This window comes from Phytopseudomonas daroniae (genome assembly GCF_004327285.1).
GTDB classification, from domain to species: Bacteria; Pseudomonadota; Gammaproteobacteria; order Pseudomonadales; family Pseudomonadaceae; genus Aquipseudomonas; species Aquipseudomonas daroniae.
Map to the genome: position 1 here is coordinate 359,052 of NZ_QJUI01000001.1, position 17,721 is coordinate 376,772.

At 63.4% G+C, this 17,721-nt stretch carries 14 protein-coding genes; 10 read left to right on the forward strand and 4 right to left on the reverse strand.

Translation table 11 applies throughout. The features are described 5' to 3' along the window. Positions 1–148 precede the first annotated feature (148 nt). Entirely contained in the window at positions 149–2,410 is a 2,262-nt protein-coding gene (locus DNK06_RS01585) for a putative bifunctional diguanylate cyclase/phosphodiesterase (RefSeq protein ID WP_131178290.1), read from the forward strand. Between the two features lie 88 nt (positions 2,411–2,498). Here the strand turns inward: DNK06_RS01585 and DNK06_RS01590 are convergent, their stop codons facing one another. Further along, complete coding sequence (locus tag DNK06_RS01590) at positions 2,499–3,176, reverse strand: glutathione S-transferase N-terminal domain-containing protein (RefSeq protein ID WP_131178291.1); 678 nt, start codon at positions 3,174–3,176, stop codon at positions 2,499–2,501. Positions 3,177–3,444: 268 nt separating this feature from the next. Between DNK06_RS01590 and yccS the strand changes: the two genes are divergently transcribed. Next, complete coding sequence (yccS, locus tag DNK06_RS01595) at positions 3,445–5,628, forward strand: YccS family putative transporter (protein ID WP_131178292.1); 2,184 nt, start codon at positions 3,445–3,447, stop codon at positions 5,626–5,628. Between the two features lie 18 nt (positions 5,629–5,646). Then, on the forward strand, positions 5,647–6,129 hold the full coding sequence (locus DNK06_RS01600; protein ID WP_131178293.1) for a GreA/GreB family elongation factor: 483 nt from the start codon (positions 5,647–5,649) through the stop codon (positions 6,127–6,129). Between the two features lie 14 nt (positions 6,130–6,143). Here DNK06_RS01600 and DNK06_RS01605 read toward each other — a convergent pair whose 3' ends face one another. The 3 genes from DNK06_RS01605 to DNK06_RS01615 are packed head-to-tail and all read right to left on the reverse strand — an operon-like array spanning position 6,144 to position 8,265. Continuing rightward, the gene (locus DNK06_RS01605; protein ID WP_131178294.1) at positions 6,144–6,650 is read right to left on the reverse strand and encodes a M48 metallopeptidase family protein; all 507 of its coding nucleotides are present in this window, start codon (positions 6,648–6,650) and stop codon (positions 6,144–6,146) included. A 44-nt stretch (positions 6,651–6,694) separates the two neighbouring features. Then, positions 6,695–7,780, reverse strand: a complete 1,086-nt coding sequence (locus tag DNK06_RS01610; RefSeq protein WP_242674736.1) for a PQQ-dependent sugar dehydrogenase — start codon at positions 7,778–7,780, stop codon at positions 6,695–6,697. 29 nt (positions 7,781–7,809) lie between these two features. Then, positions 7,810–8,265 (reverse strand): hypothetical protein, encoded by a 456-nt coding sequence (locus DNK06_RS01615; RefSeq protein WP_242674737.1) that lies wholly within the window; start codon positions 8,263–8,265, stop codon positions 7,810–7,812. 514 nt (positions 8,266–8,779) lie between these two features. Here DNK06_RS01615 and DNK06_RS01620 point away from each other — a divergent pair. The 7 genes from DNK06_RS01620 (at position 8,780) to DNK06_RS01650 (ending at position 17,207) form a co-directional block, all read left to right on the forward strand. Continuing rightward, positions 8,780–9,757, forward strand: a complete 978-nt coding sequence (locus DNK06_RS01620; protein ID WP_131178296.1) for a dipeptidase — start codon at positions 8,780–8,782, stop codon at positions 9,755–9,757. A 150-nt stretch (positions 9,758–9,907) separates the two neighbouring features. Then, a complete protein-coding gene (locus DNK06_RS01625) occupies positions 9,908–10,438 on the forward strand; it encodes a DUF5943 domain-containing protein (protein ID WP_131178297.1) in 531 nt (176 codons plus the stop codon). 101 nt (positions 10,439–10,539) lie between these two features. Beyond that, positions 10,540–12,600: a dimethylglycine demethylation protein DgcA gene (gene dgcA, locus DNK06_RS01630; RefSeq protein ID WP_131178298.1), complete on the forward strand. Its 2,061-nt coding sequence runs from the start codon at positions 10,540–10,542 to the stop codon at positions 12,598–12,600. Between the two features lie 119 nt (positions 12,601–12,719). Then, positions 12,720–14,693, forward strand: coding sequence for a dimethylglycine demethylation protein DgcB (dgcB, locus tag DNK06_RS01635; protein ID WP_131178299.1), 1,974 nt, complete (start codon positions 12,720–12,722; stop codon positions 14,691–14,693). A 90-nt stretch (positions 14,694–14,783) separates the two neighbouring features. Continuing rightward, positions 14,784–16,013 (forward strand): electron transfer flavoprotein subunit alpha, encoded by a 1,230-nt coding sequence (etfA, locus tag DNK06_RS01640; RefSeq protein WP_131178300.1) that lies wholly within the window; start codon positions 14,784–14,786, stop codon positions 16,011–16,013. Positions 16,014–16,145: 132 nt separating this feature from the next. Further along, complete coding sequence (etfB, locus tag DNK06_RS01645) at positions 16,146–16,919, forward strand: electron transfer flavoprotein subunit beta (protein WP_131178301.1); 774 nt, start codon at positions 16,146–16,148, stop codon at positions 16,917–16,919. 39 nt (positions 16,920–16,958) lie between these two features. Next, positions 16,959–17,207 (forward strand): hypothetical protein, encoded by a 249-nt coding sequence (locus DNK06_RS01650; RefSeq protein ID WP_131178302.1) that lies wholly within the window; start codon positions 16,959–16,961, stop codon positions 17,205–17,207. Positions 17,208–17,721: the final 514 nt, after the last annotated feature.

The window sequence follows — 17,721 nt, forward strand, 5'->3', positions numbered from 1 at the left end:
ACAGAGAAAGACGCAGTGCGGCCGAAAGGCCAGCTCCCGCATTATCAACATCAGCAGTTGGAAAACCACTTGGTCTTTTGACTGAGGATGTTACAACGATGGCCCCAACAGTGACCTTCCCTCGAGATCAAGAATCGAATCACCCTTTATGAGCACTCGCCAAGGCGCATTACGCCTGACTTTGAACTACCTGGTGGCAGCCGGCCTGTGGATCATCTTCAGCGATATGCTGCTGGCATCGCTCGGCCTGACCGTCCGACAGACGGAGCAGATCCAGGTATGGAAGGGGTTGGTCTTCGTCCTGCTGACCAGCGCCATACTGTATTTGACGATACGCAATCACCTGGAACGGCAGGCACGCATCGGCACAGCCCTGCACGCCAGCGAAGAACGTCTCAGCCTGGCCCTGTCAGCGACCGAGGATGGTCTTTGGGACTGGAACCTGCGTCGCCAGACCGTTTACTACTCGACGGGTTATCACGCGCTGCTGGGCATGCAAGATGGCGAACTGAGCAATGATCGCGAACAGTGGGAACAGCTGCTGCACCCCGAGGATCGACCGCATTACCAGCGCGTCCTCAACGAATTCGTGCAGGCGACCAGCGACTCTTCTTACGAGAACACCTATCGCCTGCGCCATCGCGACGGCAGCTATCGCTGGGTATTGTCACGTGGCCGTCTGCAACTGGACGCGCAGGGCCGCCCGGAACGCTTCATCGGCACGGTAAGGGACATCACCCAGCGCCGCGCCGATGCCGACAGCCTGCGCCAGGCCGCTGCGGTGTTCGAAGCGACCCAGGAAGGCGTGCTGGTCACGGATGTGCGACAGAACATCGTGCATATCAACCCAGCGTTCAGCCGGATCACCGGCTACAGCGAAGCGGAAATCCTCGGCAAGCATCCAACGCTGCTGAAGTCCGGCCGTCACGACGCAGCCTTCTACCAGCACCTCTGGCATACCCTGCAAACCCTGGGCACCTGGAGCGGCGAGGTCTGGAACCGCCGCAAGGACGGTGAAATCTACCCGCAGTGGCAGTGCATCCGTGCCATCCACGACGACAATGGGCTGCTTAGCCACTATGTCGCAGTGTTCTCCGATATCAGCGTGCTCAAGCATTCCCAACATGAGCTGGATTACCTCGCCCACCACGACCCGCTAAGCAACCTGCCCAACCGCCTGCTGTTCACCGAGCGCGTCGAACACGCTCTGGAACGGGCGCAGAGCGAAGCACATCGCGGCGCGGTACTGGTGGTCGACCTGGATCACTTCAAGCACATCAATGAAAGCCTCGGCCATAACGTCGGCGACCTGCTGCTCAAGGCCACCGGCGAGCGTCTCGCCAAACAGCTCGACAAAGGTGCAACGCTGGCCCGCCTGGGCGGCGACGAGTTCGGCCTGCTCAGTGAAGATTGCCCCCAGGCTGAACAGGCCGCCTGCCTGGCTCAACAACTGGTCGATTGCCTCAACGAGCCCTTCATGCTCGACGGCCAGGAGTTGTTCATCTCCGCCAGCGTCGGCATCTGCCTGTACCCGAACGACGCACAGACCGTCGAAGAGGTGCTGCGCAATGTGGACTCGGCCCTGTTCAAGGCGAAGAGCAGTGGCCGTGAGGGTTTTGCCTTCTATGGCCAGGAGCAGACCGAATACGCGCGCCAGCGAGTAGAGCTGGTCGCCGGCATGCGTCATGCGCTCGAAAACGACGAACTGCGCGTGCACTACCAGCCACTGTGCTGCCTCGTCGATGGGCGGATGATCGGGGTCGAAGCGCTGGTGCGCTGGCAACATCCGCAGCGTGGCCTGGTACCGCCTGGCGAGTTCATTCCGATTGCCGAGGACAGCGGCATGATCAACGCCATCGACGCCTGGGTGCTGGAGCATGCTTGCCGGCAGATGGTTGCCTGGCGGGCGTCGGGTAGCAAACTGCAGTTTGTGGCGGTGAACATTTCCAGCCGCCTGTTCAACCGTGGCGAGCTCGACCAGCGGGTCGCTCAGGTGCTGGCCGATACCGGGCTGCCGGCAGACTGTCTGGAACTGGAAGTGACCGAGAGCGCGGTGATGGATGACCCGGATCAGGCCCAGGCGCTGCTCGAACGCCTGCGCAGCCTGGGCGTACGCCTGGCCATCGATGACTTCGGTACCGGTTATAGCTCCCTGGCACGCCTCAAGCGCTTGCCGGTGCACAAGCTGAAACTCGATCAGAGCTTCGTCACCGGCCTGCCCCACGACAAGGACGATCTGGCGATCACCCGCGCTGTCATCGCCCTCGCCCACAGCATGGAAATGAAGGTACTCGCCGAAGGCGTGGAACGTGCCGAACAGCAGGACTATCTGCACCGACTCGGCTGCGATTACGCACAGGGTTACTTCATCGGCCGGCCCGTACCAGCCGATGCGCTGAACCTGGAGTAGCGGCGGATCACTCAGCGGGCCCTATCGACAGAGATAGCGCTCGCTCGGCGCGTGCAGCCCCCAGGATGTATGACGCAGAGCCGAAGAATCAGAACAACGCCTTGCGCGCCTCGCTGCCAAGCACTTCTTCGGGGCGCTGGGAAATGGCCTCGGCGACCTGATAAGCCCGCTGCACCGCAGGGCGGTTGCCCATACGTGCCAGCCAGGCGGCCATGCTGGGGAAGTCTTCGAGACGCTGACGCTGCAGCTCCCAGCCTTTTGCCCAGGGGTAGATGGCCATATCGGCAATCGAGTAATCGCCGGCCACGTACTCGCGACCTTCCAGCCGACGGTCCAGCACCCCGTACAGGCGCGCGGTTTCCTTCACGTAGCGGTCGATGGCGTACGGGATCTGCTCGGGCGCGAAACGCACGAAATGATGATTCTGCCCGGCCATTGGCCCGAGGCCGCCCATCTGCCAGTGCAGCCACTGCTGAACCTCGACACGCAGACGCGGCTGCAGTGGCAGGAAACGCCCGATCTTGTCGGCCAGGTACTCGAGGATCGCGCCGGACTCGAACACTGAGATCGGTTCGCCGCCATCGCTGGGATTGTGGTCGACGATGGCCGGAATCCGGTTGTTCGGCGCGATTTTCAGGAAGGCTGGTTCGAATTGCTGGCCGGTACCGATATTCACCGGATGCACGTTGTAGTCCAGCCCGCTCTCTTCGAGAAAGATGCTGATCTTGTGGCCGTTGGGGGTCGTCCAGTAATGGAGGTCGATCATGGGGCACTCCTGTCGATCGGGCGCAGCCGCCTTACGGCTGTCGGTAGGTATCTTGGAGCGGAGCCGTCAGCGCAGAGTTCAGGCCCGGTGACCCGCCCTGCGCGCGAGGCGTCCAGCATGCTGTCGCCACGCCGATGGCGCAACGGCACTTTTCAGCACATCAGGTATACCGCCTCTCGCTCTGTGGGCCGCAAGCGAGGCACAATCGAAACGCCGTATGCCGATGGCAGCGGCTCAGTCACTCCACCCGCGAAGGTTGCCGATCCGGATGTCGTCCCCCTCTCTGCGCCACTCACTGCGTCGTCTCTGGGCACTGGACAAGTTCAGCTACAGCCTGCGGGTGTTCATCGCCCTCGGCGGCAGCCTGGCGCTGTGCTGGTACCAGGGCTGGATGCACAGCCTGATCCCGCTGTTCCTCGGCGTGATCGCCAGCGCCCTGGCGGAAACCGACGACAGTTGGCAGGGCCGGCTCACCGCGCTGCTGGTGACCCTGGGCTGCTTCAGCGCCGCGGCCTACACGGTCGAGTTCCTGTTTCCCTACCCGTGGCTGTTCGTCAGCGCCCTGGCCTTGTCGACCTTCGCCCTGACCATGCTCGGCGCCCTCGGGGAGCGCTTCGCCACCCTTGGCTCGGCGACGCTGATCCTGGCGGTGTACAGCATGATCGGCGTGGAGCAGCGTGGCGGTATCGCCGGCCTGTGGCTGGAGCCCTTGCTGCTTGTCGCGGGGGCTGCCTGGTACGGCGTGCTGTCGGTACTGTGGAACGCGCTGTTCGCCCATCAACCGGTGCAGCACAGCCTGGCGCGCCTGTTCCGCGAACTGGGCCTGTACCTCAAGCTCAAGGCGGCACTGTTCGAACCACTGCGCCAGTTGGATGTGGAAGCGCGTCGCCTGGCCCTGGCCAAGCAGAACGGTCGAGTGGTGGCGGCGCTCAACGCGACCAAGGAAATCATCCTGCACCGGGTCGGCAACGGTCGCCCAGGCCCGAAAGTCAGCCGCTACCTGAAGTTGTACTTTCTCGCCCAGGACATCCACGAGCGCGCCAGCTCCTCGCACTACCCCTACAACGCCCTGGCCGAGGCGTTCTTCCACAGCGACGTGATGTTCCGCTGCCAGCGTCTGCTGCGCCTGCATGGCAAGGCCTGCCATGCGCTGGCCCAGGCCATCGAGCTGCGCCAGCCGTTCGAGTATGGCGAGCAGCACGGCCAGGCCCTGACCGATCTGCAGGCGTCGCTGGAGCATTTGCGCATCCAGAGCAACCCGGCGTGGCGCCACCTGCTGCGCTCGCTCGGCGCCCTGGCCGGCAACCTCGGCACCCTCGACCGCCTGCTGGGCAGCACCAGCAATCCGGATGCCCTGGCCGAGGAGCAGGACAGCTCCCTGCTCGACCGCGAGCCGCAATCGCTGCGTGACGTCTGGGAACGTATCCGCCTGCAGCTGACACCCACGTCCCTGCTGTTTCGTCACGCCCTGCGCCTGTCCATCGCCCTGGCCGCGGGCTACGGCGTGCTGCACTGGATTCACCCGACCCAGGGCTACTGGATTCTGCTGACGACTCTGTTCGTCTGTCAGCCGAATTATGGCGCCACGCGGATGAAGCTGGTGCAACGCATCATCGGCACCGTACTCGGCCTGCTGCTCGGCTGGGCATTGATCGAGCTGTTCCCCAACGCCCTGGTGCAGGCGTTCTTCGCCGTCGCGGCCGGCGTGGTGTTCTTCGCCACCCGTTCCAGTCGCTACACCGTGGCAACGGCAGCGATCACCCTGCTGGTGCTGTTCTGCTTCAACCAGGTGGGCGACGGCTATGGGCTGATCCTGCCGCGCCTGTTCGATACCCTGCTCGGCAGCCTGATCGCCGGCCTGGCGGTGTTTCTGATCCTGCCGGACTGGCAGGGCCGACGCCTGAATCGGGTGCTCGCCAATACCCTGAGCTGCAACAGCACCTACCTGCGCCAGATCATCCGCCAGTACGCCGAAGGCAAGCGCGACGACCTCGCCTATCGCCTGGCCCGGCGTAACGCGCACAACGCCGACGCGGCGCTGTCGACCACCCTGGGCAACATGCTCATGGAGCCGGGCCACTTTCGCAAGGAGGCGGACATCGGCTTCCGTTTCCTGGTGCTGTCCCACACCCTGCTCAGCTACCTGTCGGGCCTGGGTGCGCACCGGGGTGAGGTGCTGCTGGCCGACGAACAGAGCGACCTGCTGACGAGTGCAAGGCGGATTGCCGACAGCCTCGACGAGATTGCTCGCGGCTTGAATGAACAGAGCCCAATCGCCATTCAGAGCGATTGCGAGGAGAACCTCGCCGGTTCCCTGGAACAGATACCGGAAGAGCTGGACGATGCACAGCGCCTGATCCAGACCCAATTATCGCTGATCGCCCGACAACTCGGTTCGTTGCGAACACTGGCCGCCCATCTGCTCAAGAATCGCCCTGCGGCGACCACCTGACCCGGATCAGAATCCCCTATGGATAAACAGCCCATCGTGCAGCAGGTCATCGAGCGACTCGATGCCGGCCTGCTGGCCGCCGAGCAGGCAGCGCGGGTCGCTCACGAAACGGCGACCCATGAAGAGAACATCGCCGAAAACAAGTACGACACCCTGGGCCTGGAAGCGGCTTACCTGGCTGCCGGACAGGCTCGCCGGGTGGAGGAAATCGGGCTGAGTCTACGGGCATGGCGGCAGTTGCAACTGCGCCCCTACGACGAAGCGCTGGGCATCCGTCTTAGCGCTCTGGTGCTGCTGGCCGATGACAACGACCAACAGCAATGGCTGTTCCTCGGCCCGGATGGGGCGGCTATCAAGGTACGCGTGCAACAGCGGGAAATTCTCGTGCTCAGCCCCAACGCACCGCTTGGCCAGCGCTTGCTGGGTCGCCATCCGGGTGACGAAATCGAGCTACAGATCGGCGGCCGGCTGCAACATCACGAGATCATCGAGGCGTACTGAATAACCCCAAGGCGTCAGGCTGGCGTGCCAGACTGCAGATCGCGCCAGGTCAGGTACAGACGCAGATCGAACTCCAGCTGCCCATAGTCCGGCAGCATGTATTCGCAGAGTTTGTAGAACGCCTTGTTGTGGTCGCTCTCCTTCAAGTGTGCCAGCTCGTGCACCACGATCATCTGCAGGAACTGCGGCGCGGCCTCGCGGAACAGCGAGGCGACGCGAATTTCCTTCTTGGCCTTGAGCTTGCCGCCCTGCACCCGCGAGATCGTCGTGTGCAGGCCGAGCGCGCGATGCGTCAGGTCGAGGCGATTGTCGAACAGCACCTTGTCGATGGCCGGCGCGTTTTTCAGGTGCTCCTGCTTGAGCGCCATGACATAGGCGTACAGCGCCTTGTCGCTCTGGATGGCGTGGCGTCCCTGGTATCGCTGCGCCAGATAGTCGCCCAGCCGTTCTCCGGCGATCATCTGGCGCACCTGATCCTGCAGCGATGCGGGATAACCCTGGAGATACTTCAATGGCATCATGACGGTTTACGGTAGTGGAGGCTGGCGGCGGATTATGCCGTAACCTACAGCGGCACCACACGCAGCAGCCGCCCTTCGGCGCTGTCGGTAAGCAGGTACAGCGCGCCGTCAGGCCCGTTGTACACACCGCGGATGCGCTCTTCGAGCTCCTGGAACAGGATGTCTTCGCCGGCCAGCCGGCCTTTAACCAGGCGCACGCGGCGCACGCTCTTTTCGGCCAGAGTCGAGACGAAAAGATCGCCCTTCCACTGCGGGAAACGGTTACCGGTGTATAGCGCCAGCCCCGAAGGTGCCACCGATGGCGTCCAGTGCAGTTGCGGCGACAGATAACCAGGCAGCTCGGTGAATGGTGTGACCATCGCCCCGGTGTAATCGACGCCGAAGGAGGTCAGCGGCCAACCATAATTGCCGCCGGCCTGGATCAGATTCAGCTCATCGCCGCCCTTTGGGCCGTGCTCGTGGCTGTAGAGGCGCTTGCGCTTGCCGTCGTAGACGATGCCCTGAACGTTGCGATGGCCAAGGCTGTAAATCTCCTCGGCAGCACCCGCCTGACCGCGAAGCGGATTGTCTTCTGGAATACTGCCGTCACGGTTCAGACGCACCGTCTTGCCCAGGTGGTTGGCTGGATTCTGCGCCTGCTCGCGCCAATCGAAGCCATCGCCAAGGGTCAGCACCAGGGTATCGTCGGGCAGAAAGGCGATCCGTCCACCGTAGTGTGACGCGCCCGCCTTGGCCGGCTGGGCGGTGAACAGCACCTCGAGGTCGCGCAACTCTCCATCGACCAATCGAGCCCGAGCCAGCCGCGTGTTGTTGGCGTCGATGCTGCCATGGGCATAGCTCAGGTAGATCCAGGGATCGCTGGCGAACTCCGGATCCAGCGCCACTTCCATCAAGCCAGCCTGGGTGGCGACGAAGGGCGCGGGCAAACCGCCAACCGGGTCTGCCTGCAGTTTGCCCTGGGCATCGATCAGCCGCAGTCGACCCACGCGCTCGGTGACCAACATGCGACCATCGGGTAGGAAGGCCAGCGACCAGGGGTGCTCCAGGCCGCTGGTAACGGTTTCGATACGGTAATCGGCATGGGCCAAGGCACCTACGCAAAGACCGAGCACCAGCAAGACAGCTTTCAACGTCACACCTTTGGTTCGAAGAGAGATCATTAACGGCCGGCACCGCTGAAGCGTGCGAAGACCAAACTGCCAAGGCTGCCGCAGACCATCAGCGCCAGCGTACCGGCCAAGGTGCGGTTGGCACCGATCAGCGTTGGCATGGGCGCTATGGCGTTGGCCACGCTTAGCGCCAACCAGACGGCCAAGGCGCCGGCGAGCAAAAAAACCAGCCAGCGCAGGGTGCCCAAGACAGACGCGAGCCAAGTGGCCAATGGCAGCGCGACAATGAATGCAGCGATAACCAGCGCAGCGAACGTGGGACTGAAGCCGAAAAGATCATGCAGCGTTGCCTGTATCCGCACACCCGGGGAAATACTGGCGCCAAGCTGTTGCAGAGCCGCGAGATTGAACTGGGTTTGAACGATGCTGCCGAGCAGCGTGGCCACGAGGACGGCCAGGCAGAACGGCCGCCAGAGGCGGGAATTTGGGGGCATGAGCGCCGACATCCTGAAACACGTGGCGGCAGTATGGCGTAGAGCACGTACCAAGGCGGCGCAGGTGTTTTACATGGTTTTACGCCGCCCCGCCGCAGAACGGATAATGCTGGTTCGGCTGAGATTGTCAGGGGCGATTACAGGGGACAACGGCTGTTCGAATCACCAACCGCCTGCGCCCAAGCATGCGGGCTGAAGCCCACTCTACGAGTGCGTTTTTTGTAGCCTGCAAGGGTGGACGACGCTTCACCTACCCGGCCCGCCCCGTCCACCGCTCTGCAACCGCGATGGTGGATGAAAAGAGCGTCATCCACCCTACGTCCGCTTGAACCTTGTAGCGGCCTGTCGGTCATCCCCTGCTTTGGAACAGGTCTCCCCCAAAGGGCTTATCCAATCACGACCTCGCCTTGACGCTTTCGGCAATCCCCCGGTCGTTTTTGCACCCGGTCGATAAGGCGCCGAGGCATATGCTCCCCACAAAGCGCCAGCAACGAATCTGGTGCCACCAATCAAGGGGAGCAGCCTGATGAGCCCAGCCGAATTGCACGCCGACAGCATCGTCATCGACGGTCTGATCATCGCCAAGTGGAACCGCGAACTGTTCGAGGACATGCGCAAGGGCGGCCTGACCATGGCCAACTGCACGGTGTCGGTCTGGGAGGATTTTCAGGAGACCATCGACGCCATCGCCTCGAGCCAGAAACTGATCCGCGAGAACAGCGACCTGGTAATGCAGGTACGCAGCACCGCCGACATCCGCCGCGCCAAGGAGCTGGGCAAGACCGGCATCCTCTTCGGCTTCCAGAATGCCCATGCGTTCGAGGATCAGATCGGCTACGTGGAGATCTTCAAGCAGCTCGGCGTGGGCATCGTGCAGATGTGCTACAACACCCAGAACCTCGTCGGTACCGGCTGCTACGAGCGTGACGGCGGCCTGTCCGGTTTCGGTCGCGAGATCGTCGCCGAGATGAACCGCGTCGGCGTGATGTGCGACCTGTCCCACGTCGGCAGCAAGACCAGCGAGGAAGTCATCCTCGAATCGAAGAAACCCGTCACCTATTCACACTGCCTGCCTTCCGGGCTGAAAGAACACCCACGCAACAAATCCGACGCCGAATTGAAGTTCATCGCCGACCATGGCGGCTTCGTCGGCGTGACCATGTTCGCGCCCTTCCTGGCCAAAGGCATCGACTCGACCATCGACGACTACGCCGAGGCCATCGAGTACGTGATGAATATCGTTGGCGAAGATGCCATCGGCATCGGCACCGATTTCACCCAAGGGCACGGCCAGGACTTCTTCGAGTACCTGACCCACGACAAGGGCTACGCCCGGCGTCTGACCAACTTCGGCAAGATCGTCAACCCGCTGGGTATCCGCACCGTGGGCGAATTCCCCAACCTCACCGAAACCCTCATCAAGCGCGGCATGAGCGAGCGCACCGTGCGCAAGGTCATGGGCGAAAACTGGGTGAGGGTACTGGCCGACGTCTGGGGCGAATAGGCCGGACGCGCCGCCAAATCCGTAGGGTGGATCGGGGCGCGTAGCTGACGCTCTTTTCATCCACCACTCCACAGCGCGGTGACTCACCTTTCTGGTGGATGGATAAAGCGCCATCCACCCTACAAACGACTTGATTATGGAGTTATCCACATGGCCACCCACGCCCCCGAAATGCCCATCCAGGTCGATGACGAAACTGGCGTCTGGACGACTGACGCTCTGCCGATGCTCTACGTGCCGCGGCATTTCTTCGTCAACAACCACATGGGTATCGAGGAAGTGCTCGGCGCCGACACGTACGCCGAAATTCTCTACAAGGCCGGCTACAAATCCGCCTGGCACTGGTGCGAGAAGGAAGCCGAGTGCCACGGCATCGAAGGCGCCGCGGTGTTCGAGCACTACATGAAGCGTCTGTCGCAGCGTGGCTGGGGCCTGTTCGAGGTGGAGAAGTTCGACCTTGACGCCGGTACCGCCGAAGTGCGCCTCAAGCATTCGGCTTTCGTGTACGTGTACGGCAAGGTCGGCCGCAAGGTGGACTACATGTTCACCGGCTGGTTCTCCGGCGCCCTCGACCAGATCCTGGCAGCCAAGGGCAGCGCCATCCGTACGGCCACCGTGCAGGAATACGGCGGTTCCGAAGAAGGCCACGACGATGGCCTGTTCGTCACCCGCCCGCTCTGACCTATCCAAATCAGGAGCGCCACTCGATAAAGGCGCTCCAGACCCGCGTTAACCGTGAACGCGAAACGTAGCGTGCAAGTCGCCGAATCGAGGAGAAGGTCATGGCCTTCGAAGCAATGTTCCAGCCGATCCAGATCGGCAAACTGACCATCCGTAATCGTGTGCTCTCCACCGCGCACGCGGAGGTGTATGCCACCGACGGCGGCATGACCACCGACCGCTACGTGAAGTACTACGAGGAAAAGGCCAAGGGCGGCATCGGCCTGGCGATCTGCGGCGGCTCCTCGGTGGTCGCCATCGACAGCCCGCAACACTGGTGGGCCTCGGTGAACCTGGCGACCGACCGCATCATCCCGCACTTCCAGAACCTGGCCGACGCCATGCACAAGCACGGCGCCAAGATCATGATCCAGATTACCCACATGGGCCGTCGCTCGCGCTGGGATGGCGGCCACTGGCCGACCCTGATGTCGCCGTCCGGCATCCGTGAACCGGTGCATCGCGCCACCTGCAAGACCATCGAGGAAGAAGAAATTTGGCGCGTCATTGGCAACTACGCGCAAGCAGCTCGTCGCGCAAAGGCGGGCGGCCTGGATGGCGTCGAGCTGTCCGCCGTGCACCAGCACATGATCGACCAGTTCTGGTCGCCACGGGTCAACAAGCGCACCGACGAATGGGGCGGCACCTTCGAAGGCCGCATGAAGTTCGGCATGGAAGTGCTCAAGGCAGTGCGCGCCGAAGTGGGCGACGATTTCTGCGTGGGCATGCGCATCTGCGGGGACGAGTTCCACCCGGACGGCCTGTCCCACGACGACATGAAACAGATCGCCAAGTACTACACCGACACCGGCATGCTCGACTTCCTCGGCGTGGTCGGTTCGGGATGCGATACCCACAACACCCTGGCCAACGTCATTCCCAACATGAGCTACCCGCCGGAGCCGTTCCTGCACCTGGCGGCCGGTATCAAGGAAGTGGTCAACGTGCCGGTGCTGCACGCGCAGAACATCAAGGATCCCAACCAGGCCACACGCATTCTCGAAGGCGGCTACGTGGACATGGTCGGCATGACCCGCGCGCATATCGCCGATCCGCACCTGATCGCCAAGATCAAGATGGGCCAAGTCGACCAGATCAAGCAGTGTGTCGGCGCCAACTACTGCATCGACCGCCAGTACCAGGGCCTAGACGTGCTGTGCATCCAGAACGCCGCGACCAGCCGCGAATACATGGGGCTGCCACACATCATCGAGAAATCCACCGGGCCCAAGCGCAAGGTAGTGGTGGTCGGTGGCGGCCCTGCCGGGATGGAGGCGGCGAGAGTCGCAGCGGAGCGTGGCCACGACGTGACGCTTTTTGAAAAACAGGACAGCCTTGGCGGACAGATCACCCTGGCCTCGAAAGCGCCGCAACGCGACCAGATCGCCGGCATCACCCGCTGGTATCAACTAGAACTGGCGCGCCTGGGCATCGATCTGCGCCTGGGCACCGCGGCGGACGTGGACACCATCAATGACCTGCGCGCCGACATCGTCGTCCTCGCCAACGGCGGTCACCCGTTCCTCGAACAGGTCGAGCACTGGGGCGCGGACGAAGGCCTGGTGGTCAGCAGCTGGGACATCCTCAGCGGCAAGGTGGCACCGGGCAAGAACGTACTGGTGTACGACACCATCTGCGAATTCACCGGCATGTCGGTGGCAGACTTTCTCGCCGACAAGGGCTGCCAGGTCGAGATCGTCACCGACGACATCAAGCCCGGCGTGGCCATCGGCGGCACCAGTTTCCCGACCTACTACCGCAGCATGTACCCCAAGGAAGTGATCATGACCGGCGACATGATGCTGGAGAAGGTCTATGCCGAGGGCGACAAGAAGATTGCCGTGCTGGAGAACGAATACACCGGTGCCAAGGAAGAGCGGGTAGTCGATCAGGTGGTCGTGGAGAACGGCGTGCGCCCGGATGAAGGGCTCTATTACGCGCTGAAAGAAGGCTCGCGCAACAAGGGGCAGATGGATATCGACGCGCTGTTCGCCATTCAACCGCAGCCAAGTCTGAGCCAGGTCGGTGACGGCTACCTGCTGTTCCGTATCGGCGACTGCGTGGCCCAGCGCAACACCCATGCGGCGATCTATGACGCGCTGCGGTTGTGCAAGGACTTTTAAGCAGCCTCCCTGTAGGAGCCGGCTTGCCGGCGATGAACGATAACGCGGCCCAAGCGATAACCGCGGAGCCCGAATCGCTGGCAAGCCAGCTCCTACAAGACCCTTGCGGGAGCTTCACCATGCTTAGCACCATTCTCCCCATCCTGCTGTTCGCCGCCCTGGGCCTCGCCGTGCTGGGCGCGGCGAAACGCTTCTTCATGTGGCGTCGCGGGCGGCCGTCGAAGGTCGACTGGCTCGGTGGCCTACTGAAAATGCCGCGCCGTTATCTGGTCGATCTGCATCATGTGGTCGAGCGCGACAGCTACATGTCCAGGACTCACGTGGCCACCGCTGGCGGCTTCGTGCTCGCCGCCGTGCTGGCGATCGTCGTGCATGGTTTCGGCCTGCACAACCGCATCCTCGGCTTCGCCCTGCTGGCCGCGACGGCGTGCATGTTCATTGGCGCGCTGTTCGTCGCCAAGCGTCGGCGCAACCCGCCAGCGCGCCTGTCGAAAGGCCCATGGATGCGCTTGCCGAAAAGCCTGCTGATGTTTTCGGTGAGTTTCTTTATCACCACGCTGCCGGTTGCCGGCATCCTGCCGGATGACTTTTCTTGGCAGAGCAGCGGTAGCTGGATTCTCGCTGCGCTGCTGTCTGTCGGTGTGGCCTGGGGTGTGTCCGAGCTGTTCTTCGGCATGACCTGGGGCGGGCCAATGAAGCACGCCTTCGCCGGCGCCCTGCACCTGGCCTGGCACCGCCGTAGCGAACGCTTTGGCGGTGGCCGCTCCACCGGGCTGAAAGCTCTCGATCTCGACGATCCGAAAGCGCCGCTGGGCGTGGAAAAACCCAGCGACTTCACCTGGAACCAGTTGCTCGGCTTCGACGCCTGCGTGCAGTGCGGCAAATGCGAGGCCATGTGCCCGGCCTTCGCTGCCGGCCAGCCGCTGAACCCGAAGAAACTGATCCAGGACATGGTCATCGGTCTGGCCGGCGGCAGCGACGCCAAATTCGCCGGCTCGCCCTACCCGGGCAAACCGCTGGGCGAGCACAGCGGCGGGCCGCACCAGCCGATCGTGTCGTTGCAGGGCAAGGCGCTGGTCGATGCGGACACCCTGTGGTCATGCACCACCTGCCGCGCCTGCGTAGAGGAATGCCCGATGATGATCGAGCATGTCGACGCCATCGTCGACATGCGCCGCCACCTGACCCTGGAGAAAGGCTCGACGCCGAACAAGGGCGCCGAAGTCCTGGAAAACCTCATCGCCACCGACAACCCGGGCGGCTTCGCACCGGGCGGGCGACTGAACTGGGCGGCGGATCTGAACCTGCCGCTGATGAGCGAAAGGGAACACACCGACGTACTGTTCTGGGTTGGCGACGGTGCCTTCGACATGCGCAATCAGCGCACCCTGCGCGCCTTCGTGAAGATCCTCAAAGCTTCCGGCGTGGACTTCGCCGTGCTCGGCCTGGAAGAGCGCGACAGTGGTGACGTGGCCCGTCGCCTCGGGGACGAAGCGACCTTCCAGCAATTGGCCAGGCGCAATATCGCCACCCTCGCCAAGTACCAGTTCAAGACCATCGTCTCCTGCGACCCGCACAGCTTTCACGTTCTGAAGAACGAGTACGGCGCCCTGGGCGGCCACTATCAGGTCATGCACCACAGCACCTTCATCGAGACGCTGATGCAGCGCGACCTGCTCGCCCTTGGTCAACACAAGGGCGGTAGCGTGACCTATCACGACCCCTGCTACCTGGGCCGTTACAACGGCGAGTACGAGGCGCCGCGCGCGGTGCTCAAGGCCATCGGCATCGAGGTCAGGGAAATGGCCCGCTCCGGCTTCCGCTCGCGCTGCTGTGGCGGCGGTGGCGGCGCGCCGATCACCGATATCCCCGGCAAGCAGCGGATTCCCGACATGCGCATGGAAGACATCAAGGAAACCGGCGCCGAGCTGGTGGCCGTCGGCTGCCCGCAATGCACCGTGATGCTCGAAGGCGTGGTCGAACCACGCCCGCAGATCAAGGACATCGCCGAACTGGTCGCCGATGTACTGATCGAGAGCGAAGCACAACTGAAGAAACCGGTGGCCAAACCAGCCACCGTGGAGGTGGCGTGATGGCTCATATGCGTAGGATGGGTGATAACCCATCAATGGCCGATGGGTTACCACCCATCCTACGGTGCCGCGCTGGCGGGGGAGGCAGCTATGAGTGACATCATCCGCCGCGACCCGCACGCCGAGTGGATCGCCCGCAATCGTCTGCATCCGCTGCATGCCGCCATGCAGACCCAGCAAATCCAGTGGCTGGGCCCCAACGGCGTCATCCGCAAAAACCCGCACGCGGCTGCCGCCGGTTTCATCGGCCCGGCCGGGCTCAAGCGTATCGACCGCAGTGGCGCCCAGCAGGGCGGTTCAGGCAAGCGTCAGAGCGTCAGCGTGGAGGTGCAACTGCCATTGCACGTCATCGAACAACCGGCATTCTTCATCGCCGTAGTACCGGACATGGTCGGCGGTCGCCTGAGCGGCCACGACAAGGATCTGCTCGGTCTCGCCCATCAGCTTGCAGGTGAAGATGGCGCGGTGCTTGCCGTGGTGTTTGGCGAGGTGAAGGAAAACGCGTTCGACACCGCGGGCGTCGACCGCCTGCTGATGCTCGACGGCGATGAGTACCAAGGCTATTCGCCGGAGCAACGCGTGCTCGCCCTGCGTGCGCTGGAAAGCCAGTTCGCGCCGCGTCACTGGTTGCTGCCGGACAGCCGCAACGGTGGTGGTGAACTGGGCCGGCGCCTGGCGGCGAGCCTGGGCGAACGCCCGGCGACCCGCGTCTGGCAGGTCAAGGACGGGCAGAGTACCGGCCGCGCCGGCGCTGGCCGCGAGGACATCGCCCAGGCCACGCCGCGCCTGATTCTGGCGGCCGCGGAGTGCGCCGACCCGGTCAGCGAAACCCGCCACGAAGCGCGGGCGGTCGAGCTGTCGGCGCAGGTCGCGCGCAACCTGCCGCGTATCGAAGACCTCGGCTCGGTGGCCGTCGACCCGGCGCAGATTCCCATGGCCGAAGCGGAGTTCATCCTCTCCGGCGGCAATGGCGTGAAGGACTGGGCGCTGTTCCATCGCACCGCCGGCGCCCTCGGCGCCACCGAAGGCGCCTCGCGCGTGGCGGTAGATGACGGTCATATGCCGCGAGGCCGTCAGGTCGGTGCCACCGGCACCTGGGTCACTGCCCGCGTGTACCTGGCGGTGGGCATCTCCGGCGCCATCCAGCACCTGCAGGGCATCGGCGCCTGCGACAAGGTGGTGGCGATCAACCTCGATCCCGGCTGCGACATGATCAAGCGCGCCGACATGGCGGTGATCGGCGATTCCGCCGCGATCCTCCAGGCGCTGATCGACAAGGTCGAAGCCCACCGTCACGGAGCCAAGCGCGATGCCGCATAGGTCACGGATCAACTCCGCAGAGTGGATGACGCCTGCCTGCGCGGCCCGCCCCATCCACCGGCTTTGCCAGAGAATCCATGGTGGAAGAAAAGAGCGTCTTCCACCCTACGCCGCACCTGCGAGGGCTGCATCATGGCTGAACTGAACGTAGTCGCCCTCATATCGATCGGCTCGCACCCCGCGTCGGGGCGGCCACGCCGTGCCGAGCAGGATGCCCGTGCCGTGGAGTTGGGCCTCAAACTGGCCGGCGAGAAACTCGATGTGGTGCACGCCGGCGACCCACGGGAAGAAACCCTGCGCGCCTATCTCGGCATGGGCCTGCCCGGCCTCACGGTACTCGAAAAGCCCCGCGAGGCCGATGCCTTGCCCACTCTCACCGAACACCTGAAACTGGCCAAGGCACAACTGGTGCTGACCGGCAGCCAGGCGGAAACGGGCGAAGGTTCGGGCATGCTGCCCTACCTGCTGGCCGAGCGCCTGGGCTGGCCGCTGATCGTCGGCCTGGCGGAAGTGGAAAGCATCGAAGGTGGCAGCGCCCAGGTGCTGCAGGCCCTGCCCCGCGGGCAACGACGCCGGCTCAAGGTGCGCCTGCCGTTCGTCGCCAGTGTCGACGGTGCAGCACCGGCAGCTCGCCAGAGCGCATTCGGCCCGGCGCGGCGCGGCACTCTGGATAGTGAATCGGTGGAATTGGTCGACGACCCGCTCTACGCCGATGCCCAGTGGCAACCGGCCCGTCCGCGACCCAAGCGCCTGAAAGTGATCAAGGCCAAGACCGGCGCCGAGCGTATGAAGGCCGCCACGGCAAAAGCATCGGGCGGCGGTGGCCAGGTGCTCAACGGCGTCTCGCCACAGGAAGGAGCAGAGGCTATCTTCAAGTTACTGCTGGACGAAGGCGTGCTGCGTTGACCAGGCGCCGATCTTCAAACACGCCACGAGGACAGGACGATGATGCACGCCGAATTGATCGACCAGGAAGATCTCCGTGAACGCCTGGTAGCCCTGGGCATCAGCATTCCCAGCGGTGCGAGTGCCGAGCAGGCCTGCGAATACGCGGTCACCGGCCTGTGCCCCGAGCGCGCCGTTGCCTTGCGACACATGGTCGAAGACATACTCGCCGGTAGCGCCACCGTGCTGCCGACCGTACGCGAAGCCATCTCCCGAACCCTGCTGCCGGCTCTCGTGCCACGTCGCTAGGGGCTCTCGAACATCAGGGTAGGTTGCAGCGCAGCCGCCCGCCTTTCCAACCGCCATGGTTTGCACACAAATACTGTGTATGCGGCTGTGGATAACCTGTTGAATAACTGCCAGCCGCCCGGTCTCACGGGCGCTACAGCCGCTTGCCGTTTTTTTGCCCAGACGTTGTCCTGCAGGATTGCCGAGAAGCCCTTTCCAGGGCCTTCCCAGTAAAAATCGCAAAAAACAGACGAAGTATTCATCAGCACTAATAGCTTGCGCACAAATACTGTGTGCGTGGCTGTGGATAAGCTGTTTGGAAAGCGTTGAAAGCCTGGCGCTGCGGGGCTCTCGAGCGACTGGGTGTTTTTTTGTTGCCTGCCATCCCTGGCGGCAACCCTAACGGGCCGTCGCGGAGCGACGTCAAAAATTGCTCCCGGCAATTTTTTGTGCCCACCACCCCTGGCGGCTACCCTTCGGGCCGTCGCAGGCGACGTCAAAAATCGCTCCCGGCGATTTTTGTTCAGGAGACATG